The 18,589-nt window shown below is 45.2% G+C and carries 17 protein-coding genes and 1 pseudogene; 2 read left to right on the forward strand and 16 right to left on the reverse strand.

The annotated features are described in order from the left end of the window. Nucleotides 1–232: 232 nt before the first annotated feature. Nucleotides 233–802, reverse strand: coding sequence for a Uma2 family endonuclease (locus tag ACFPB1_RS26440; RefSeq protein ID WP_379229184.1), 570 nt, complete (start codon nt 800–802; stop codon nt 233–235). Between the two features lie 207 nt (nt 803–1,009). Here ACFPB1_RS26440 and ACFPB1_RS26445 point away from each other — a divergent pair. Beyond that, nucleotides 1,010–1,164: pseudogene (locus ACFPB1_RS26445) on the forward strand (SpoVR family protein); the annotation flags it as partial. Between the two features lie 42 nt (nt 1,165–1,206). Here the strand turns inward: ACFPB1_RS26445 and ACFPB1_RS26450 are convergent. Continuing rightward, nucleotides 1,207–2,460, reverse strand: coding sequence for a hypothetical protein (locus ACFPB1_RS26450; protein ID WP_379229185.1), 1,254 nt, complete (start codon nt 2,458–2,460; stop codon nt 1,207–1,209). A 16-nt stretch (nt 2,461–2,476) separates the two neighbouring features. Further along, nucleotides 2,477–3,526: a hypothetical protein gene (locus tag ACFPB1_RS26455; protein ID WP_379229186.1), complete on the reverse strand. Its 1,050-nt coding sequence runs from the start codon at nt 3,524–3,526 to the stop codon at nt 2,477–2,479. Between the two features lie 808 nt (nt 3,527–4,334). Here ACFPB1_RS26455 and ACFPB1_RS26460 point away from each other — a divergent pair. Continuing rightward, on the forward strand, nt 4,335–5,333 hold the full coding sequence (locus tag ACFPB1_RS26460; protein ID WP_379229187.1) for a helix-turn-helix domain-containing protein: 999 nt from the start codon (nt 4,335–4,337) through the stop codon (nt 5,331–5,333). 173 nt (nt 5,334–5,506) lie between these two features. On the opposite strand, the gene ACFPB1_RS26465 is transcribed toward ACFPB1_RS26460, so the two are convergent. The 13 genes from ACFPB1_RS26465 to radC form a co-directional block, all read right to left on the reverse strand. Continuing rightward, complete coding sequence (locus ACFPB1_RS26465; protein ID WP_379229188.1) at nt 5,507–5,686, reverse strand: hypothetical protein; 180 nt, start codon at nt 5,684–5,686, stop codon at nt 5,507–5,509. A gap of 452 nt (nt 5,687–6,138) precedes the next feature. Continuing rightward, on the reverse strand, nt 6,139–6,627 hold the full coding sequence (locus ACFPB1_RS26470) for an SHOCT domain-containing protein (protein WP_379229201.1): 489 nt from the start codon (nt 6,625–6,627) through the stop codon (nt 6,139–6,141). Between the two features lie 801 nt (nt 6,628–7,428). Further along, a complete protein-coding gene (locus ACFPB1_RS26475) occupies nt 7,429–8,046 on the reverse strand; it encodes a hypothetical protein (protein ID WP_379229189.1) in 618 nt (205 codons plus the stop codon). Continuing rightward, nucleotides 8,003–8,578 (reverse strand): hypothetical protein, encoded by a 576-nt coding sequence (locus ACFPB1_RS26480; RefSeq protein WP_379229190.1) that lies wholly within the window; start codon nt 8,576–8,578, stop codon nt 8,003–8,005. Before ACFPB1_RS26480 ends, ACFPB1_RS26475 begins: the two co-directional genes overlap by 44 nt. A gap of 302 nt (nt 8,579–8,880) precedes the next feature. Next, nucleotides 8,881–9,054, reverse strand: a complete 174-nt coding sequence (locus ACFPB1_RS26485; RefSeq protein ID WP_379229192.1) for a Spo0E family sporulation regulatory protein-aspartic acid phosphatase — start codon at nt 9,052–9,054, stop codon at nt 8,881–8,883. Nucleotides 9,055–9,076: 22 nt separating this feature from the next. Then, a complete protein-coding gene (locus ACFPB1_RS26490; RefSeq protein ID WP_379229193.1) occupies nt 9,077–10,798 on the reverse strand; it encodes an LPD1 domain-containing protein in 1,722 nt (573 codons plus the stop codon). A 748-nt stretch (nt 10,799–11,546) separates the two neighbouring features. Next, nucleotides 11,547–12,866 (reverse strand): replication initiation protein, encoded by a 1,320-nt coding sequence (locus tag ACFPB1_RS26495; RefSeq protein ID WP_208848610.1) that lies wholly within the window; start codon nt 12,864–12,866, stop codon nt 11,547–11,549. A 1,065-nt stretch (nt 12,867–13,931) separates the two neighbouring features. Then, nucleotides 13,932–14,654, reverse strand: a complete 723-nt coding sequence (locus ACFPB1_RS26500) for an NPCBM/NEW2 domain-containing protein (RefSeq protein WP_379229195.1) — start codon at nt 14,652–14,654, stop codon at nt 13,932–13,934. A 447-nt stretch (nt 14,655–15,101) separates the two neighbouring features. Continuing rightward, nucleotides 15,102–15,236 carry a hypothetical protein gene (locus tag ACFPB1_RS26505; protein ID WP_379229196.1) on the reverse strand — a complete coding sequence of 45 codons (135 nt, stop codon included), beginning with the start codon at nt 15,234–15,236 and terminating at the stop codon, nt 15,102–15,104. 100 nt (nt 15,237–15,336) lie between these two features. Beyond that, nucleotides 15,337–15,507 (reverse strand): hypothetical protein, encoded by a 171-nt coding sequence (locus tag ACFPB1_RS26510; RefSeq protein WP_379229198.1) that lies wholly within the window; start codon nt 15,505–15,507, stop codon nt 15,337–15,339. Then, nucleotides 15,491–16,615: a hypothetical protein gene (locus tag ACFPB1_RS26515; RefSeq protein WP_208848612.1), complete on the reverse strand. Its 1,125-nt coding sequence runs from the start codon at nt 16,613–16,615 to the stop codon at nt 15,491–15,493. The genes ACFPB1_RS26510 and ACFPB1_RS26515 overlap by 17 nt, the downstream gene beginning before the upstream one ends. A 267-nt stretch (nt 16,616–16,882) precedes the next feature. Further along, nucleotides 16,883–17,398, reverse strand: coding sequence for a hypothetical protein (locus ACFPB1_RS26520; RefSeq protein WP_379229200.1), 516 nt, complete (start codon nt 17,396–17,398; stop codon nt 16,883–16,885). Between the two features lie 11 nt (nt 17,399–17,409). Beyond that, nucleotides 17,410–18,084 (reverse strand): RadC family protein, encoded by a 675-nt coding sequence (radC, locus tag ACFPB1_RS26525; RefSeq protein WP_208848614.1) that lies wholly within the window; start codon nt 18,082–18,084, stop codon nt 17,410–17,412. Nucleotides 18,085–18,589 lie beyond the last annotated feature (505 nt).

An 18,589-nucleotide genomic window follows, 5' to 3' on the forward strand; every position in this document is an offset into this window, starting at 1 on the left:
TGTGTTCTCCTTGGTTTGTTTTTGGGATCCGTTCAGCCGGCCAGCGTCGTGGACCCCTTAACATCATACCAAGGAGTCTTTTTATTTCTCAAACCTCGTATTTCTTCATAATAGGAATGCTGTCCGTAAGAGTAATGATCAGCACATCATAAACGAATTGAGCTTTGTATCGCCAAGGTGCTTAATTCGGAGCATTAAAAAACCGACTCCTGTAGGAATCGGCTTCATTAAGTTAAGTCTCCAGACTGAACAGCTTACTGAGTGGAATCTGCAACTCCTTAAACACGTTCGACTGCACGTTATCCTGTTCCGTATATAATTTCCGCACTTGATACAATCCATCCTGCAGCGCATACACATGGACGGTGCGATTTCCGGGATCGACGATCCAATATTCTTGGACTCCGTATTTCTGATAAAGATTGAACTTCTCATTAAAATCCTTTAGCGCTGTTGATGGCGACAACACTTCGATAATCATTGTTGGCGCCCCGTGGCAGCCATTCTTCGAAATCTGATTCTTAGAGCAGACGACAGACAAATCCGGCTGCGTCACATGTTCGGGAGTATCATATTGGTCACTTTCGCTGAAGAACACATCAAACGGCGCAACGAACACATAACAGCTCTGATTCTGAAAATACGTTCGCAGTGCGAAATGCAGCTCTCCAACGATGAACTGATGCAGCGCATTTGGAGCAGGCGACATATTGTAGGCTTTACCGTTAATTAGTTCCCATACTCCGTCCCACGACAACCAGTCTTGATAGGTGTTCGGCTTCTTCTCATCCGTATTCGACACCGGGATCCACCTCCTTCGGATTCATTATCTGTTGATTATATCCGTATCGAATTGTTCGATCGATTGCCGTATGTCTGAAGTAAAATCAAGTTTATTCCCGTGCTAATACCCGAATTATAACATAATTCCCTGCTTAATCTCAGTTTTGGAACTTACCATTGGAGGTATACATATGCCGTCCATTGATTCAAGAGATCTGGAAGTGCCATTGCTGAAATTCCCGAGATCACAGGCCTCGGGCTTAACTTCTACCCGATGCGATACGAAATTTGCCCTTCCGATATTATCGACACCTTGGCGCATACGGCATGCCTACCCGCTTCAGCCATTGGAACTTTGGGAAACGTTTAGCAAACCTAAAAGGTGGGCATCAGTTTCCTACAATTCCATTAATAATCATTTACTCACCTTAGAAGCGTGGACACTTGCGGCAGATACCCATGGTCTAGCAAGTCGTCAATGCCTTTTCCGAGCGAAATGTCCCACATAGCAAGGCTGAGCTGCATTTCGGTTTCCTTTGCGAAATACTCAACGCACTGCCCGAGGGCCATCTCAACTTCCTTCGTAGTTACAACATCCGCGTCATAAGCAAAGATAATATGCTTACAACCTAGTGCCTTCAGCGGTTCAAGCAATAGCGAGAACGCACCGGCGCCTGGTATACCAAAGACCGGTTTAACTAGCCCGTCCGCAGCCTTATCAGCTTTTAGCGCCCCTTCTGTTACCCAGACTTCCGAACAATCGACTATGGTATCCGCGGTATCCCCGACTTTCCAGTATTTCAAACAAGGGCTTGGCAACGCGAGATGTGCCGGAAGCGGGTCGCCAATGGACGCGCCGTTATCCTTTGAACCGCTGCTCCACCACCAATATCGTTGTCCCTGCTTGAGCTCCACGCTAAAGACAAATTGGCCGGATGCTGAAGAAATCTCTTTTTTATTCTTCTCGGTGAGCTCGACAGTCACCGGCTTATCTTGAACCATGATTGAACACTTCGCCCGTCGCTTCCCGCTTTGATCTCGCGGAAGTTCCTCCAAAATTTCGCCCGTCATGGCACCCTTTATATCCAGTTCCAGAGGCGGATTATCTACCCTGATCTGCCAGCCGGTAATCTCATTCGAGATGGTACGGAACGGGATCATGAGACCCATTCCGCCAGCCATCGTCCAGTAGGGGCCGTATTGGCCCTCTTGGCAAAAAAAACCCGGCACCCCCAATAGATCGCTATTGTCGCTCAGTCGGCTAATGACGTTCTTGGCAATTTTATAACGTTCCTGAACGGGCATCGTTCGATACTCGCGAAGCTGAATAACCTTCTCTTCAAAGAAGCGATCATGAATCAAATGCGAGTAATGCTCAGGGGATAACGAGAGCTCCTTCAGTAAGGCACGGTAAACGCGGTTGAGGTGATGATCGAGCTTCTTATCGACAGCCTTATTCACATTAATTTCAACCTTTATTTTCGGTACGGCATTGGAATCTAAAACATGCCGGAATTGACGGCCAATAATGGAATCGAAATAATCATCACTTGGCACCCTCATACAATAAACAACCGTTTGCTCGCGGTTTATCCGGCACCAGCCTTTATGTCCACAAATCGGACATGGGGACTGGAGCTCGTACCATCCCTCGTGCTTTATTCTGCGTAGCTTCATGCCCCAACTCCTTTTCTTATGATGCTTGAAGAATCGTGCCCATGCGCTCCTCAAGGAGCTGCAATTGATCAAGAGAGAATGACGTAAACTTGCCGTCCCAAGAAGTAATTTGGAGAACAGCCTGGACCTTGTTCTTCAAGTCCTGTTTATCCCAGTTCTTGGTGCCATTCAAAAACCGGCTGACAAATTTGTTTTTCTCCCGCTTACGATTCTTCTCATGCTGCCCGGCAGGTCCTTGGGTTGGGTACCCATTGTTCGAAGAAGACGAGCCTCGGCTGCCGTTGCTCTGGCTTTGCGAACGATCGGAATTCCCATGCGACGCAGATTGTTCACCTCCATGCGACTGTTGCTCGCTTCCTTGCGGTTGTCCTTCTTCGTCAGTAAGAGTTCCGTTTTGACCAAATGGCTGCCCTGCAACCGGATCGGAATGACGGCCTTCGTTCTTCAGCTTTTCATGAGCTCTCTGCCGGGTATTCGTCATATAAATGTCCTCGTACGAAGAGAGACCTCCGCCAATATTTCCATACCCCCCATGCGAAAGCGCGCGACCAACCGCGCTTGTCGAAGCATTTTCTATCGGGTTGGTGGAATCTACGCCCGAAGTTGCGCCAAATCCAATGATGGAACGCTCAATTGTTTTAAAAGGCTGACCGTATTTATTCAACCCTTCAAATTGACATGTCATGACCCACTGCTCACCGATTTGCTCTGGAAAGGTATGAATGACATAACTCTCTTCATGGACTTTGTGAACAGCGATCATCTGCTCGATTCGCCCTTCCACATCAACATACGGCCGCAATGTTTCGACATACGTTTTTCCATGGTAGGAGTAAAGACCAAACTGCCTTTGTTCGGCAGTAAGAGCATACTGCTTGTCCATCACCTTTTCCTTTTGCGGAAGCAGCCGAATGTGCTTATGGAATTCATTTGCCATCGATTGATACACCGACTGTATTGTCGAATGTGCAAGTGCCTTCTTCTCAAGTGCGATACGTTTAACGTGTTCGGCCTCCTCACCCGCCAAGAAAGGAAAGCCGTTTCGCTCTTGTCCTTGGTTCCCCATTCTACATACCTCCATTTTTTAATCTTCGAATTACCCCTGTGCTGCAGAGAGCATCAGCTTCAAATTGCCAATAAAAAAAGACGCATTCAACAATCGAATGCGTCTTCGATGGAATGGAAACAAAAAAAAGGACATACGTGTCGTGTAAGTCCTTGAGCTTCCATTGGCATACTTTAAATGCCTTAAGGCTTCTCCATCCTCGTCGAAAATCTAACAACGAAGAAAATAAAGCGAGTGTTGCTGTAATACTAGAATTATAGCACTAGACAGAAAATAGGTAAAGTATGCCTGCGACAGCTTTGTGCTTCTATAGATACACAAAACCCCGCTTCAGCTAAAAAACTAAAGCGAGGTTTTTGTGTGTCACGCCATAATCCTATGTTAACATGCAGCATGCCTAGACCAGATCCTCGACAACGCCATGATTCGCCATATTTCGCTTTACCCAAATTAAAGAAGTAGGTTATAATCTTTTTGCGTGCTACCGGGGTCAAGTCAACCTCTACGGATGTTGATTGCTGACCTTTAACTTATTGCACACATTTCATGTGTGTTTTTTAGTATACGATTCGCCTTCTTACAGCACGAAAGAAAGCCGAATGTCCTCAAAATCAAATAAAAAAAGCCCCTACCAGGTTATATTCATTGTCTTCCGGCCGCCAAGCGTTTAGACAATGAATAGTTCAGGAGTAGAAGCTTTATTACACAAACTCGGTATGAGCTTATTTTAGCATATCGTTTTTGAAAAATAAAGCCTCTTCTCTCTCTTGAGTATTGCCTTTTTTGGTGGCGCAAGGGAGACTTTTTTATGTCAGAGAAGAAAAACCTGAAGGAAGGTTCTGCTCGTCTCCTTTACTATCGTGAACGTCCTACGGGAAACCGAACCCCGAAGACACGAATAGTCAAAGATAAGCCCCAAGCCTATTTTGAAGAAGAGCTGGAGCGGATCTACTTTAACGAAGAAGATATACGCAAATTCTCATTGGACAAGCATGGTCAGAATGTGCCTTATGTCGACGGCCATATGACAATCATCAATAACTACATGTTTGACTACTGGGGTTACATTCTTGGAGCAGAAGCGATCGCACTCTATGCGCACCTGAAGCGATACTGCTACGGTGAAAAAGACTTCTGTTGGCCGAATCTCGAGCTCATCTCGTATAAGATGAAAATGAGCCGTAACACTGTAAAAAAGTATCTCAGCATCCTAGAGGATCATGGCTTCGTTTATCATTTTAATGTCCAAAACGCCGACTTGAACAATACCAATGAAAGCCCATTGTTTAAGGTACGAAAGAAGGTCCCGCTCCTTTCGCAAGAGCTATGCGACCAGCTCCCTCAAGTGCTGCAAGTCGATCATGAAAAATACTTAACTAAGCTCTTAACGACCTGCGAACACGAACTCGATCTCGATCCAAGTGTCGATTATAGCAGCCTTTATGATGATCTCATTGAAAAAGGGAACGTCCGACGTAAAACAAGGCAGCTCTCCTTGTTTGAGATAGATAAGGAGGCTGCACTCAAACGGCGGATCCTCGAAAGCGAGCAATTGGAAGCTGACAAGGTGCGCTGGCAGGCGGTTTTATCGGAAATGAGAAACAAGATCTCTAAGCCTTCCTATGACAACTGGTTTTCAAAAACATTTGCCATAAAGCGGAATGATATTCTGACGATCTATACGCCACACGATATGGTGACCGACTTTCTAACGAATCGGTATAAAGTCAAGATTTTGGAGGCACTCCATCCGATTGATGAAACAATTATGGATATTAAAATCGAAACGCTTGAAGCATTTTCGTAGGAGCCGGCAACGGCTCTTTTTTTCCCTTGAACGCTTATTTTGAAAAACCTTTGATTATCAAAGGCTGGCTGACTTGTTTGTAGCTCGCACGATACGATTTGAACTTACGACCTGCAGTTCAGGGAATGGATACTAGTCAAAATCCATACGAGAGAGTTCAACAAAGCAGGACTTTACTGACTTTCAATGTAAACACCTTCAGCCTTGATCCATTTAGCAAGGCTGTTAAATACCAATTCTGTATCTCCATGCATTTGGTACTGTCTGTTTTCGCTAAGAATTACACCAGATTCATTCATATCAAAGGAATAATTGTCTTGAACCTCATCACGATTCCGATAAAAAATAACCATGAAAATTACATTCTCGGTGCTCCCTTTATATGTTCTTAGATGCCGACTGTATGTGACTGAGTCCATTAACTTAGGTATCTCAGTTTGATCCTGATACTGAGTAATGATCCAATTTACCATTAGAACTTATCTCAAAATCGACTTTTTCAATTTTATTTGAATACTTCATAACATGCTGAATTTTGAGCGGATAAGTAAAGTACCATATTAATCCGACAAAAATGATTGTCATTATGAAACAAAATAAATAGGTCAGTTTTTTTACTACTGCTATCACCACCTGCATCAATTCTTAATGAGGAAATCGTTCTTTACGCCTTATTTATCGAGAAATTTAATAACTATTGTATTGTTACAATAAATTCTACAACCAAGGTTGGAAGGGCCGATAATATGAATTAATCCACGTGTCGTGTGCTTTTCATCCCAAAGAATGGTGAAGGTAGGCTTAGTCACCATTTTTCTGATAACATCTCCGATCGCTTCTGTTGGTACTCCTCTTCTGAAATAAGACCATCATCTCTAAGTCGCTCCAGTCGGCGCAATCTAGTTTCGAAGTCTTCTAATTGTCCGTTGTGAAGCTCGCTTTGCTCCGGCTGTGGTATCTCAACATCCCATGAGGAAACCCCGCGATTACCAAAAAAATTAACCGCATGCCCAATTGTGATTCCAAGCGCGAGGAGGGTCCAGACGACCCCAAACCAACCGAAATTCGAAACAATGGTTAATCCGATTACAACAAAGATTGCCCCCACAATCATGCCCATTAAGGAAGCGGACTTACTTGGTCTTACACGACCTCTAAAGAACATCACATTTCTCCTCCAGTCAGTTGGTCTATGATTCATGAAGTACTCAAGGATTTGCATATTTGTCTGGATTGCTAAAAAAATCATCATAGTTGTAACGGCCAATAAGATTAAAACTTTTCTTCGCATCATCAAACTCAAGAACAAATACTTCTCCATGAAGACCTGACGTAGTACGATTATCCACAATTGCTATTCTATTTTCGCTCAGTTGGACAACTGCTTCACCTGGAGCAGGTGACTGTGGAGCATTAAAGCTAAATTGTGGTACTGGCTTAAACGCAATAATTGCTAGGCAGATTAAATTCCGAATAAGATATACGTCTTGGTTTTATCAGTCACGATCATCACCTCTAAACGTTAAACGCCGGAATGCCCAAAAAGTTCCATAAATTAAGAAAGAACGCCACTCGGCGTTCTATTACTTATACTTTTTATTTAGTAAATAGAATACGTGTGCTCTCAGGATCATACTGGCCTAGCATATCCGCAGCATGACGCCCCGTCGGTTCCGATTCCTCCATCGATACGTTATTGCATCTTAGAAATGCGGGCGACGCTACGAAGTTGTAAAGACTGTTTTGCATGCTACTAATTAAAGAAGAAGCTTAGCTTAGGAAAGCTGATCAATCATTTAACTAGGATTCAATAATTGATAGGCTGCCTATAAAAAACAGATACCCCTATCTCAATATTTGACACCCAGCATATAAAATTCGGACAGGCACCCTCTGTCAATTTTTGATACCCGAAAATAAGGCCAAAATCTCGCCTATCAAATTTTGAGATAGGGGGATCAGAAAACTATAGGCGAAACCCAGGTGTCAAATTTTGAGACAGCCTCAGTCAAAGTCTGAGATAGGCTATCTCAATAATTGAGACCAAATAAATACAATCTTTAAGAAGAACTAAGGTTTAAGAAGTTCTATATCATCAATCAAAGTCATGCGATAGGAATCGATCGATAAGCCCATTGATTAACACCTGTTGATTCCCGCGGCGCAGCTGCGCGATAAAATCGACAAACAAGATCGAGATCAACTCATCGACTTCCATTTGAAATGGAGGAAACGTCGCTTCGGCGTCATATAAGAACACTTCGCCCCGCTTGACATTTTCGCGCAAAAACTGAACCTCCATCAATGCCCACATTTTTGGCGACGCAAATTGATTAACTGCCTCCCCGCTTCGCTGCCGCGGGAAATAGAAGAGCCGCTTCTGCTGCAGACTTTTTACGGTATCCTCCATGGTCACGCTATCTTTTGTCTCCTTGCGCTCGCTGAGGTTCTCACGGATGTGCAGCAAAAAGTCCGCGTACAGGATATGGACGAGATGCTCCACCGTCAACTCGGCAAATGCCCCTTTGGTCTTCTTATTTATGTCGCCGATAAATACTTCCGCTCGGGTAAAATCGATTTCTTCCGCTCGAACCTTTAGGCGAATTACCCGTTTCGAACGCTTAAACAAATCGCTCCACGTAAACCCGCCGTTTAAGCCCCGCAGCTTCTCAGAAACGTTCAGATGACTGCTGCTGACTCTTTCGATACGCATGTATATCCACATCCCCACGGTAAATGTAATTCATAATCAACCGGTAGACGGTCTTTCGTATGGAGAGATTCAACTTTCTGGCAAGTACCTCGATTTCCGTATAATCCGGAAGCAAAAGTTCGGCGTGCATGTATTGGCCGGTATCTTTATAAACAAGCGGTGGATACCGCTCGGGGAAGATCGAATAATGCTCCAAAGCCTGTTTCAGAATTTCCGTATTCGAGATCGTTTCATATTTAATCTCGGGCCTACGATCGGCGATTCTTAATTCGCTTGCACGCTTTCGCAGCTCTTCCCTTTGCTCTGGCGTAACCGGGAACTTCATGTCCTTCTTCTTATCAGAACGCTCTTTACGCGTGCGTACCTTCGGCTTCTCTTCTGCGGCCGCTGTGGGCGGTTTAGCCCGCTTCTGCGGGGCCGGTGGTGTGCTTGGCGCCGCAGCAGGCTTCTGCGCTCTGAGAGGCTGTGCTTTATCCGGTGTAGCGGGATTATCGCTTGCCGGCCTAAAAATGCCGTTTAGACTGCTTACCATGGGTCTGGCCTCCCTCTCCTGATAGCGTAACGGTCAAAATTCCAGAATTCCATTTGAGACAAGTATATGAGCAGTCCTATTGCGAATAGAACGCTCGTCCGGTGTATATTCGCTGCAGGAACGGTCGATGATGAATAGTAACCAATTCAGAGGAGTGATAGGAATGGCTGCTAGAAAAGAGATGACCCCGGAACAAGCAAAGAAACTGGCCTCCATTATGATGCATGTTTCTAGCAAAATGGGTGGGCCCAAGCTCATAAAAAAATAAGCAGGCTGCTCTGATTAGCAGCCTGCTGTTCGAATTACGTTTTCACTACTTTCCCCAATTGACCATAGCGATTCAGTAAACCATCGAGTTCTTGAGATATTCGAATCACGATCTCGGATTGTATCCCAAACCGATCGCTGAGCCGATACATTTCTTCGCGCTTGCGTTCAATTTCGCTACGGATTTGAGCGCGTCTAGTTTCTGGCACGATGTCCTCCCCCTATCAACGGTTAGCCTCTGCTCCAATTCTGCTCGTCCTGAAGGACGCCGGAGGCAAGCAGAACCCCCCACCATTCGCGAAAAGCCGCGTTAATCGCCATTCGCTCTGCATCCTGAGGATATGGACCTTCGGAGCGGGTACCGCTGACCAGGTAACTGTTTGTCATCCCACGTTCGACTAGCTCGTCCTCTATCCAAGCTTCAAACGCGCGAGCAAAGAGCTCGTGATCACGGCGCCAGTACGCGCCGCGTGCCTTCGCATCAAGATAATAGGCACTAAAGTCCGTTGGAATGAAGAATTCAGACGGTATCTCCATGCCGGCCTCTTTAAGCAGCTGACAGTAATACAGACCAAGTGCAATCCACTTGCTCCTGCTTCGAATCCGGTTACTCCCTTTGAGAGATAAGAGTGCGCTGGATACGTCATATCCAGCAAGTGCAAGGTTCCGGTTTATCTCCCAGCCGTATCTTCCATGTCGCGGAGGTAATACGGCAGGAACAGCATACCGCATCCTCCCATTGCCTTCTTTGATTTGCTTCATCAAACGAACAAACGCGGACCTGATCGAATGGGACGCCTGGGAGCCATTCGCTTCGCAAGCAGACATCGGCGCCTTCATTCCGTTAGCGAATCCATTCGACCAGGAATACAGGTTAAAATCGAGTGCATGCGCCCACTCATGGCAGAGCGCCCCACCACCATTCATCTTCGTAAGGTTGATTACGTTTAGAAACGGTTCAAAATGAGCACTTGCTTTTCCAGCCCCTCTAGCTCCAAAAGCGAGTCCTGTAGCGCTGTAAAAGCTGATGGCTCGACGTGGAATGTTCAAAATGGCTGCAAGGTCCGCATGGGCGTTTCCGCTGCAAAGCACGTGATAACGGCCGGCGGCATCCTCCATCCAATGACCAAACTGGATTCCCCGGTAACCGTAATGCGTCAAGAGGTCGTCCGGCTTCTCTACGCCGGAAGGCTCCTTTGAAAGACGGACCACCTCTTTTGGCACGAGCCGTTCCCAGCGGTCTCTCGATCTGCTCCTCGCAGCTCGAGCTTTGGGCTCTATCCATTTCCAATCCTGTCCTTCAATGGAGGAAAAGGCTTTATCGAAAATCTTTCGGTATGCCGCTTCCTTTCCAGGGCCTGCAGATATGAACGTCCGCTTGAAACGGTCCCCTAGCGCTAACCAAAAAGCGTAATTGGCAACGGATGGTTCCTTGCGCAGCAGGCGGTCTTCCTGCGACCATGTTGCCTTCTTCATGTCCGCCTGAAGCGCGTAAAACGCGCTACGAAAGGCCTCTTTGGAATACGCCTCGGCAAAGACCCGCTTCAGCTCTGCAATCCCTTTTACAAAGTGCTCGCGGGCAATAGCATGGTCATCCGGACGTTGGCCAACGCGATCCCAAATTTGTTTGATCGCGTACGCAGCCTCTGACGTAAATCCCTTCTCCCGATACTCTTGGACTGGGAAGGCACCAAGGAGTTCATCCTTGCAAATGGCTTCGAAAGCATGTGCGGGATCCTGTTCAAGCGCCGCATACCATTCAGCGGTGAAATTTAACAACGAGGCAGTATGCTTACGGGCTCCAGCAAGTTCTTCCCCCACATCGTAGGAATATTGTTTGCGTCCTGTATCCGGCAAAGCAGCAGTACGGGGCAAAATAACAGCCGAAAGCTCGCCCATACCGGCAAACGTATCCGAAAAATAGTCAACCAGGGATAATGGATTTAAGGCCATCTTCAAATTACCTCCATAGGTCTCCCGCGCTGAGCGAGAGACAACATTCATCTCATCTCCGCTCAGCCGGAGTACGTATGGGGCTCCCAATTGCGATAGTTCCTTATCTATCCTTCGTCAATCACTATAGCAGCTACCAATCAATCTCCAGATCACGATCACACTCATACCATGGCCACGCGCAGCCCATTTCGCGCTGACCTGCTCTTACTATCAATGAACGAAAAACGGTCCGCTCCAATTACCTCCCTCTGAACGGAAGTCACTCTCTGGGAACAACCTTCCCTCATAGATTCCGACATGTAAACCATCTTGCCTCGTGACGGACAACATCTCGCTAGACGTGAATACATGAAGCTCATCCGGGGTTTCAAGAAAGTATTCCGCATAGCTACCGTCCGCTTCCGTAAAACACCGAATAAAACGCCGACCGCATGAAGTAAGCAAGTACTTGGAGAGTCCTCCATTCAGAAGTATGACGCGTTCAACCTTCATCCCAATTTCCTCCTCGTTTTTGGGCACAAAAAAACAGGAGACGCAAAAAAGAACACACGTCTCACGCATGTTCTAATGGTCTCCTGTTTATGTACCGTACCTATTCGCTAAAGCGTTGCTCCGTCTTCGCTTAAAGAAATAAACGAAGAAAATCATTGTTGATTCGTCATACTTCAATTATACAATGACTTCCAGGCCCGGGCAAGAGCGAACGATGACTATCCTTTCCGCGCGCTTGAGGCGGGCCTCTTTGCTAGAACGGCAACGATGAATTTTCCCACTTCTCATAGATGGCCTTCATGTACGGATCCCCTGCAATATCATCATAGAGCAACGGCGGTTTGCGCTGTGCCTTACGCTTCTTCTGAACGGTAGAAAGTGCTTCAATCAGCATACGATCCCGCTCCTCGGCAATCTCCTTCAGACGCTCAGGTGTGGGGTCACTTAACCGATGAAGCATGCCCTTAAAGTTGGCGACGATCGCATTAAACACTTCAATATCAGTGTTCGACGCTTCTTCAAGCCCTTGCTCCACATTCCGTAGCTCGAGACCAAACATCGGATCATCAATGGGGGTGTCATACAGCGAGTTGGCATAGTTCTCTTCGAGGGCCTTCACGATATAGCCTGCCATATTCCGAATCGACTGTCCCGCATTCATGGAGCGAACGTGGCGAATGTTCTCCTCGATATAGAACGGATGATATGCTTTCGCGAGCTGAACCGCCTTTTTACGGTGAATGCCGTTTTCAAGCAGCATCTGCAGCAGGTTCTCCGCATCGTAATTAATTTCTTCCTGATCGCTATGCTGGTTATTCGTGTTTTTATTGATCCGGAAAATGAACGACTCTACGGACCGGCCAACACGCTTATGGATATCGTACGTAAAGCTGATGTCCGTCTTCTCCTCAAGCTCCACCTTCGCCCGGTCAATCAGTTCGCGAAGATGCTTCAGCATTTTATATTTGTCATCCGGAATGTTGAGGAGATGCCGCAGCTCCTTCACTTTGAAGATCCGCTCTTTACGAAATTCCCGTTCCTTCAACAATTCGTACAATCGCCAGTTATATTCCGATTTCAATTTCAGTACATTCTTCAATCGAAATTTCGTGTACGCACGTTTAAGGTTCCGGAAGAATGGCGCGAGATCTTCCGATAGCTTTATCGTAACGCGGCCCTCGCCGTCCTTATAGGTCGCACTCTGTACCCACGTAATCTTTTGCCGCGTGTTTTCATGGGACAGCTTTAACTGCTTTGACTGCAGTTGATCGATCGCACGCTCAACCCGCTCATAAAACGATTTTCCTTCAACCCCAATGAGATTGGCTAGATCCTTAATCGAAACCGTATATGTTTTAAACTCTTCATCATCCGGTTGGACCAGAGAAACAAGAGAGAAGATTAATCGCCGTTCTGTAAGGTCAAGGTCTTGCTGCGCGTTAATGATTTCCCTGGACTGGTTGACCCAGTAGTAGTCCTTAATGTTCGCCTCAACCGATTCAGGCATTGTAAGGGCCAATTGGCCATCAGGCTCTACATCTAACTCTTCTTGGTCCGTGACCTGCTCTACCATAGCCTTAATCCCCCTTCCAATCCTAATATAGCCTATTTTGTTCAGAGGTGAAATGGTAGAAAAAGGAGCTTTTTCCTGGGGACTCGTAATGTCCGTACAAACGGAACCACATCCGAATGGGTCAATGCCGCTAAACGCCGATGTCATCGGGAAGAAACAATCTGGGGAAACGAACAGTCTTGAATATGTCCGTACAAACGGAACGAAAATTATTTTTTCAGCCATCCCCCACTACCGGGCATTTATATGTCCGTAGAAACGGAACCCAGCCGTGACGCGGGTTATCGTTACACATACGATTCCAAGGTTCTAACTCTACGTCGAGGCACATAGCATGGATACTACGAGAAACTTTCCCTGGATCGGTCCCGTTTCTACGGACATTCAAGTTATGAAACTAGGCTGCGAGAATCGTTCGTTCCGTTTTTACAGACATATATGGCATAGAAGAGCTAGCCCAAGACCTCCAAATTCCGTTTGTACGGACATTTCGCTAACCTTAAGCCCCTTCACTGCCCCGTTTCTACGGACAAACTTGCCTTCATTCCGTTTTTGCGGACATTAAAAAGCAGCTGATGTACCGCGTTCCGTTTTTAAGGACATATCGCCCCGTCTGTACGGACATAATCCCGTTCGTACGGACATTAAGCCCCGTTTCTACGGACAATTCATCCCTCTTCTACGGACATTCGGTCCCGTTCCTTTGGACAGGTTATTCCCTTATTACGGACATTTGGTCCCGTTTCTACGGACATTAAGCACGTTAATCCTAGATAGGGCTTCGTTTTCTCGCTCTCTTAACAAGTTTATTCATCTATAAACATTACAAATATAGTATACAGAAATAGAAACATATGAGGTGAGAGATTTATAGTCTGTGGATAACTTTTACATCTACATCTGATTAGACGCCTTATTGTGTATTACCACTTTTCCCTCCCATAGGTACAAACAGCAAAACCCCGAATGCATGATATCCTCGGACACAAGAAACTTTTTGAATCTTCTCTTTCACAAACCAAATGTAAACCAAAGACGCTACATTCCTGTAGCGCCCTAGATTCATTATTGAAATAACTTTGGCTCAGCAAAAGCAGCAAAAATATCTTGATAATCTTCGCTTACAAATTCCACTTCAATCTTTAGCTTAAGAACTCCTGTTACATCTACAGTTACTTGTTTAGGATTGTCGCCACCACGAACATTTTCTACTGTAAGCAGCTCATTATCATCTCCAATAAATCGATACGTAACTGAACCAGTACTATTTTTTGTATAATCGTCAATACCAACAAAACCAGTTAATTTTTTATATTTACCATTCAAATTGTATTCAATTGATGGTTGTTTACCAAGCGTATCATATGAATAATAAGCAAAGCTGATCCCCTTTTGATACGTATTATCCGCAATGGTTATTTTTTGACGTTGGTAATTTTGGTTAAAATCAATCAATGATTCATACTTTGCATTAACCCTTGCATAACTAATATCGGTTAGATATTTAAAAGCTCCTTCCTTTTTTCCAATCCATGCCGTATGGTTTTTACTATCGTATGAAAATCCTTTACCTGCCGATTCAGCAATGAATTTTACAGGAGCATACATTTGACCCTTATATACGATTGCATTGTCAGGTGCTGTTTTTTGAACGCCATCAAACATATATTTCACTGATTGGAATGCCACTTCGATCTTTGTTGATGACCCCGCTGCATAGGCCGCCGAACCCGTTATTAAAGTACCAATTAGAAGTCCCGCCGCTAAACCTTTAACCTTATCCTTCATAAAACCTCTCCTCTTTAAGCACTAAAATATCTTACTAAAGACGGATATTTCGACACAATTCCTGTTTTTTCCTTCCTATTACTTGATAATTTTTTACATTTTATTACGTTCAATATGTTTCTGTTAACCCTCTCATTTTTTTGACCTTCTTATCAAACCAAAAAACAAATTTGCGTATTCAACATGAATCTCAAATCGCCAGCTTATAAAACATTAAAAATATGCAAGTTCGGTGAAATTGGAGACGCCTTAAGTATTACGTAATAATTAAAGGCGTCCTCCCCTTGTAGTCGCCACGAACTTCACGATATATTATTTTTTCATTTAAAAAGCCATCCCAAAAGAGGATGGCCTTCTCCTATGTACATAATAAATAATAAGTCGCTCGTTACTATGCAGCATTACAAGTCAAACTTATAAAGGTTTTCCATTTTTACATGCAGCACATTATTTGCTTTTTTGTTTTAATTTTTCAAGCATTGCTTCTCTTTTACCCCGACGATCAGCTAAAATTTCTTCTTGCGTCCGATCTTTGATAGGGAAGGGTCTAGGACAGAATGGAACGATTTTTTTCTTACTCATACTATTCTCCTTTCTAGCGAGAATAGTAACAAGTGTCGCCAAAGAACGGATCAAATAAACAATAAAAAGCCCCTTGGTTTCCCAAGGGGCTTAAGGTACATTATCGGGTTAACTCATAAAGACGCTCGATGGATTGCTCCGAAGTGGAAGTCAGCTGACCAATCCGTTTCAGCAACTGCTCCCGCTGTTCTCGGCGCTTCTGGATAATGGTTTGTTGAGGGATATCCTTTATCACTTGAATCGAACTCACAAGATTATTTTGCTCCGGCATTTAAGTCAACCTCCTTCTGAGCGATCATTCGCTTCTGAATCGTGAGACAGAATGCATGAATCACTCTACGAATCTGACTTGAATCAATAATATCATTATTTTTAATGAGAGACAACGCACGATCATCGTCATCATCAAAATGGAAACACCACACCCACGTTTCATCCTCTAGCATGTCCATGCGAAACGCAACAACATGCCTTCCCGGGTAAGGATTGTTGGAATAGGCTTGTCCAGCCTCATCCTTCGCTGCTGCTACAGCAACAAAATTAATATCTTCATCCAGATCAAGGTCACGCTTCTTACCTGAAGTTCCCTTGTTCATGATCATTTTAAGCGTATTGCCTTCCTTACGGTATAACGAGAAACCTGAAACAAAATCCAAGTCCGTAAATACTAATGAGTCATTTACATAACGATATTGATTCTCTGTCACTGACCTAAGTACTTTGGTTAGCGTATAAACCGCATTTTCAGACTCCTCCAGCTCATCTTCCAACGTAGCGATGGCTTTTTCCTGCTCGGAGATGGTAGTTTTTAGCTCTGTGATGCTGCTTTGCATTGCGTCATGCTGACTTTGCGAATAGGCTACAACATATGCGACACTAGACGGATCTTGGTCATTTTGGCTGAATACCACACTCACAAGATTATATAAGCCGTCAAAGGTAAAGTCAGGCTTCTTTACAAAAGGCGCCCATGCTTGCTCGAACTCCTGAGGCCGTTTTGCTTTGAAGGCTTCCACATGAAACTCTCGCCGCCCTATTGTCGCCATTTTAGAGATATAGGATTGGACGAAAGCAAAGTAAATGCCTGAAATAAGCAAAACAGCACCAGTCAGACCGACCCACAGTGGCCACTGCGCATAGTATCCCGCTCCAACCCCGACTACAATGGGTCCAATAACCGGCAGTGTAGACCAGGAGATCCCTTTTAGCAGTTTAGCATGCTTAAAATAGCCCCGAATCGTTGTGAAAGGCCCTCTCCAAGCCGTGCCACGCCATTTTTCCCCATTTTGTTTTCGCATCGTATTAATAATCGGATCGAGGTCACCCTTAATCTCGTTGAGGTAACTAAGATTCTGAACCTGCAAGGATTTAATTACCATTCCTATTTCATCACCCCAAACTATCATACATCAATACGATGAAAAATTCATAGGTTTGACGCTCCAAGCGATGAGTACAAGCCTCTTTCAGCACAGAGAACGAAATGCGAACTCCCTGTGAGGAGCAGCATCTTCAGTTTCTCCAATTACTCGCTGTGTTCAGATTCACCGCCTTTGTAGTTAGCAACTCGCCATCAATATTGCAAAGGGTTGGGAAACCCGGCAGCAGTCATTTACTACCCCCCTCCCTTTGTTCATCAACCCATTTCAATTACTCCAGTTGTAAAGCTCTCCTGGCTGTTCCGCTACCACCACGTAATACACCGGCCTACTCTGATGCACGTTGCGAATGAGCTGGACAATTCGCCACTGTCTCTTTACCCGGCGATAATTCGCAAGGTTTAAAAGGACGAGGAAATCTGCCATAAAGCGCAGGAACGTCAGCAGCGAACGAGGTGTTTGCACCGGCATACTGCCGCGGGAGCGGGATACAAACGTCAACGTATTTGCAACAAGCATACAATCCGGATTGTTCATTTGAAAAATCCGAATTGCTTCCACAATCATTCTGTGGAACTTCCGTTCTCTGGCATAATAAAAGCCAAGAAGGGGCTGTTGATGAAGTTCATAACCCCCATTTTTCCGAGGTTGAATAATAAAATACCGATTTAAGTAACGACCTTGGAGATGTGCATACAGTGATACGAACACCGAGGATACGGGGATCGCGATCAATATCAAAAGGACGGTATAAATGAATGTCTCACTAGCTTCAAGCAGCATACGAATTCCCCCTAGAACAGTCCAAGTTCACGAAGGCTGCTATGGACTCCATCCCCGATGATGACGTGATCGAGGAGCTCAATTCCTACCAACTCCCCCACTTCTGTCAGCTTTTTCGTCAAATCGATATCTGCTGGAGAAGGAGTAGTATTCCCAGAAGGATGATTATGAACCGCTACGATGGAGGATGCGCGATGCCGAATAGCGGCACTAAATACCTCCCTGGGATGCACGATCGCTGCATCCAACGTACCGATAGATATCGTTTCTCTGGCGATTACGTGATTTTTGGTGTCGAGGAATAGGCAGACAAAATGTTCCTTTTCCAAATAACGCATCTCCATCATGAAGGCCGCGACGTTTGCCGAGGACCGGATGGTTACACGATCTTCCTTTCGAGAGACAACCTGTCTACGGCCAAGCTCGAGCAAGGAAGCTAGAAAAAAGCTCTGACGTTCATTTAGCCCATAGCGCATAGACAATTCAAACTCTGAAAGCTCGGATAAGCTACGCAAGCCATGCTGAAGCAATTCGTCGGCGAGCAACGACAAGGATCGCCCACTTGTGATGGGCTCCATCATGAGCACTAAAAGGTCGCGTGTGGAGAGTGATAAAATTTGACCGGTCAGGAAGTAGTTATTACGGATCTCCTGAACGGCAAGTGCGTTAAGCTCCTTCATTGACATCCCAATTCCTCCTTGATGTGTGTATGGAATGAAAAAGAGGTGCTTTCGCACCCCCCATCCAGCCTTATCGAGACAACAGTTTTCCAACGACAGTATTGCTTTTCAACGCCTGTCGCTGCTGCTGCTGAAAGGCTATCTTCATCAAGTGGATCTTGCTCAAATAATAATCTTTCATCCGAATATCGCCCCTACCACAGCGTGGGGGATCGCCCCCTGCGCCAATGGCTGAGGTCTTCCTCCCTACATTATGGTTTTTTGGAACCTTCGAATTACCCCTGGACCAGTTAGCCATTCAACTCAATACGAGAGTTTGACCACCACATTGAGCTTTTTGGTTAATCTGGATCAAATCCTTCACCCGATGGCATCTTTTCATTATCCTCCCACTATAATTTAATGTTTTCTCACGTTTTCTCACTCGTTCTTAGATTTTCAACCATCCACCATTTCGAGAGATGGAGAAAGCATGTAGCTGTGACATATTTTTCTGTAGGTGCCGGTTGCG

The sequence above is a fragment of the Paenibacillus sp. GCM10023250 genome (assembly GCF_042653205.1).
Classification (GTDB): Bacteria; Bacillota; Bacilli; order Paenibacillales; family Paenibacillaceae; genus Paenibacillus_Z.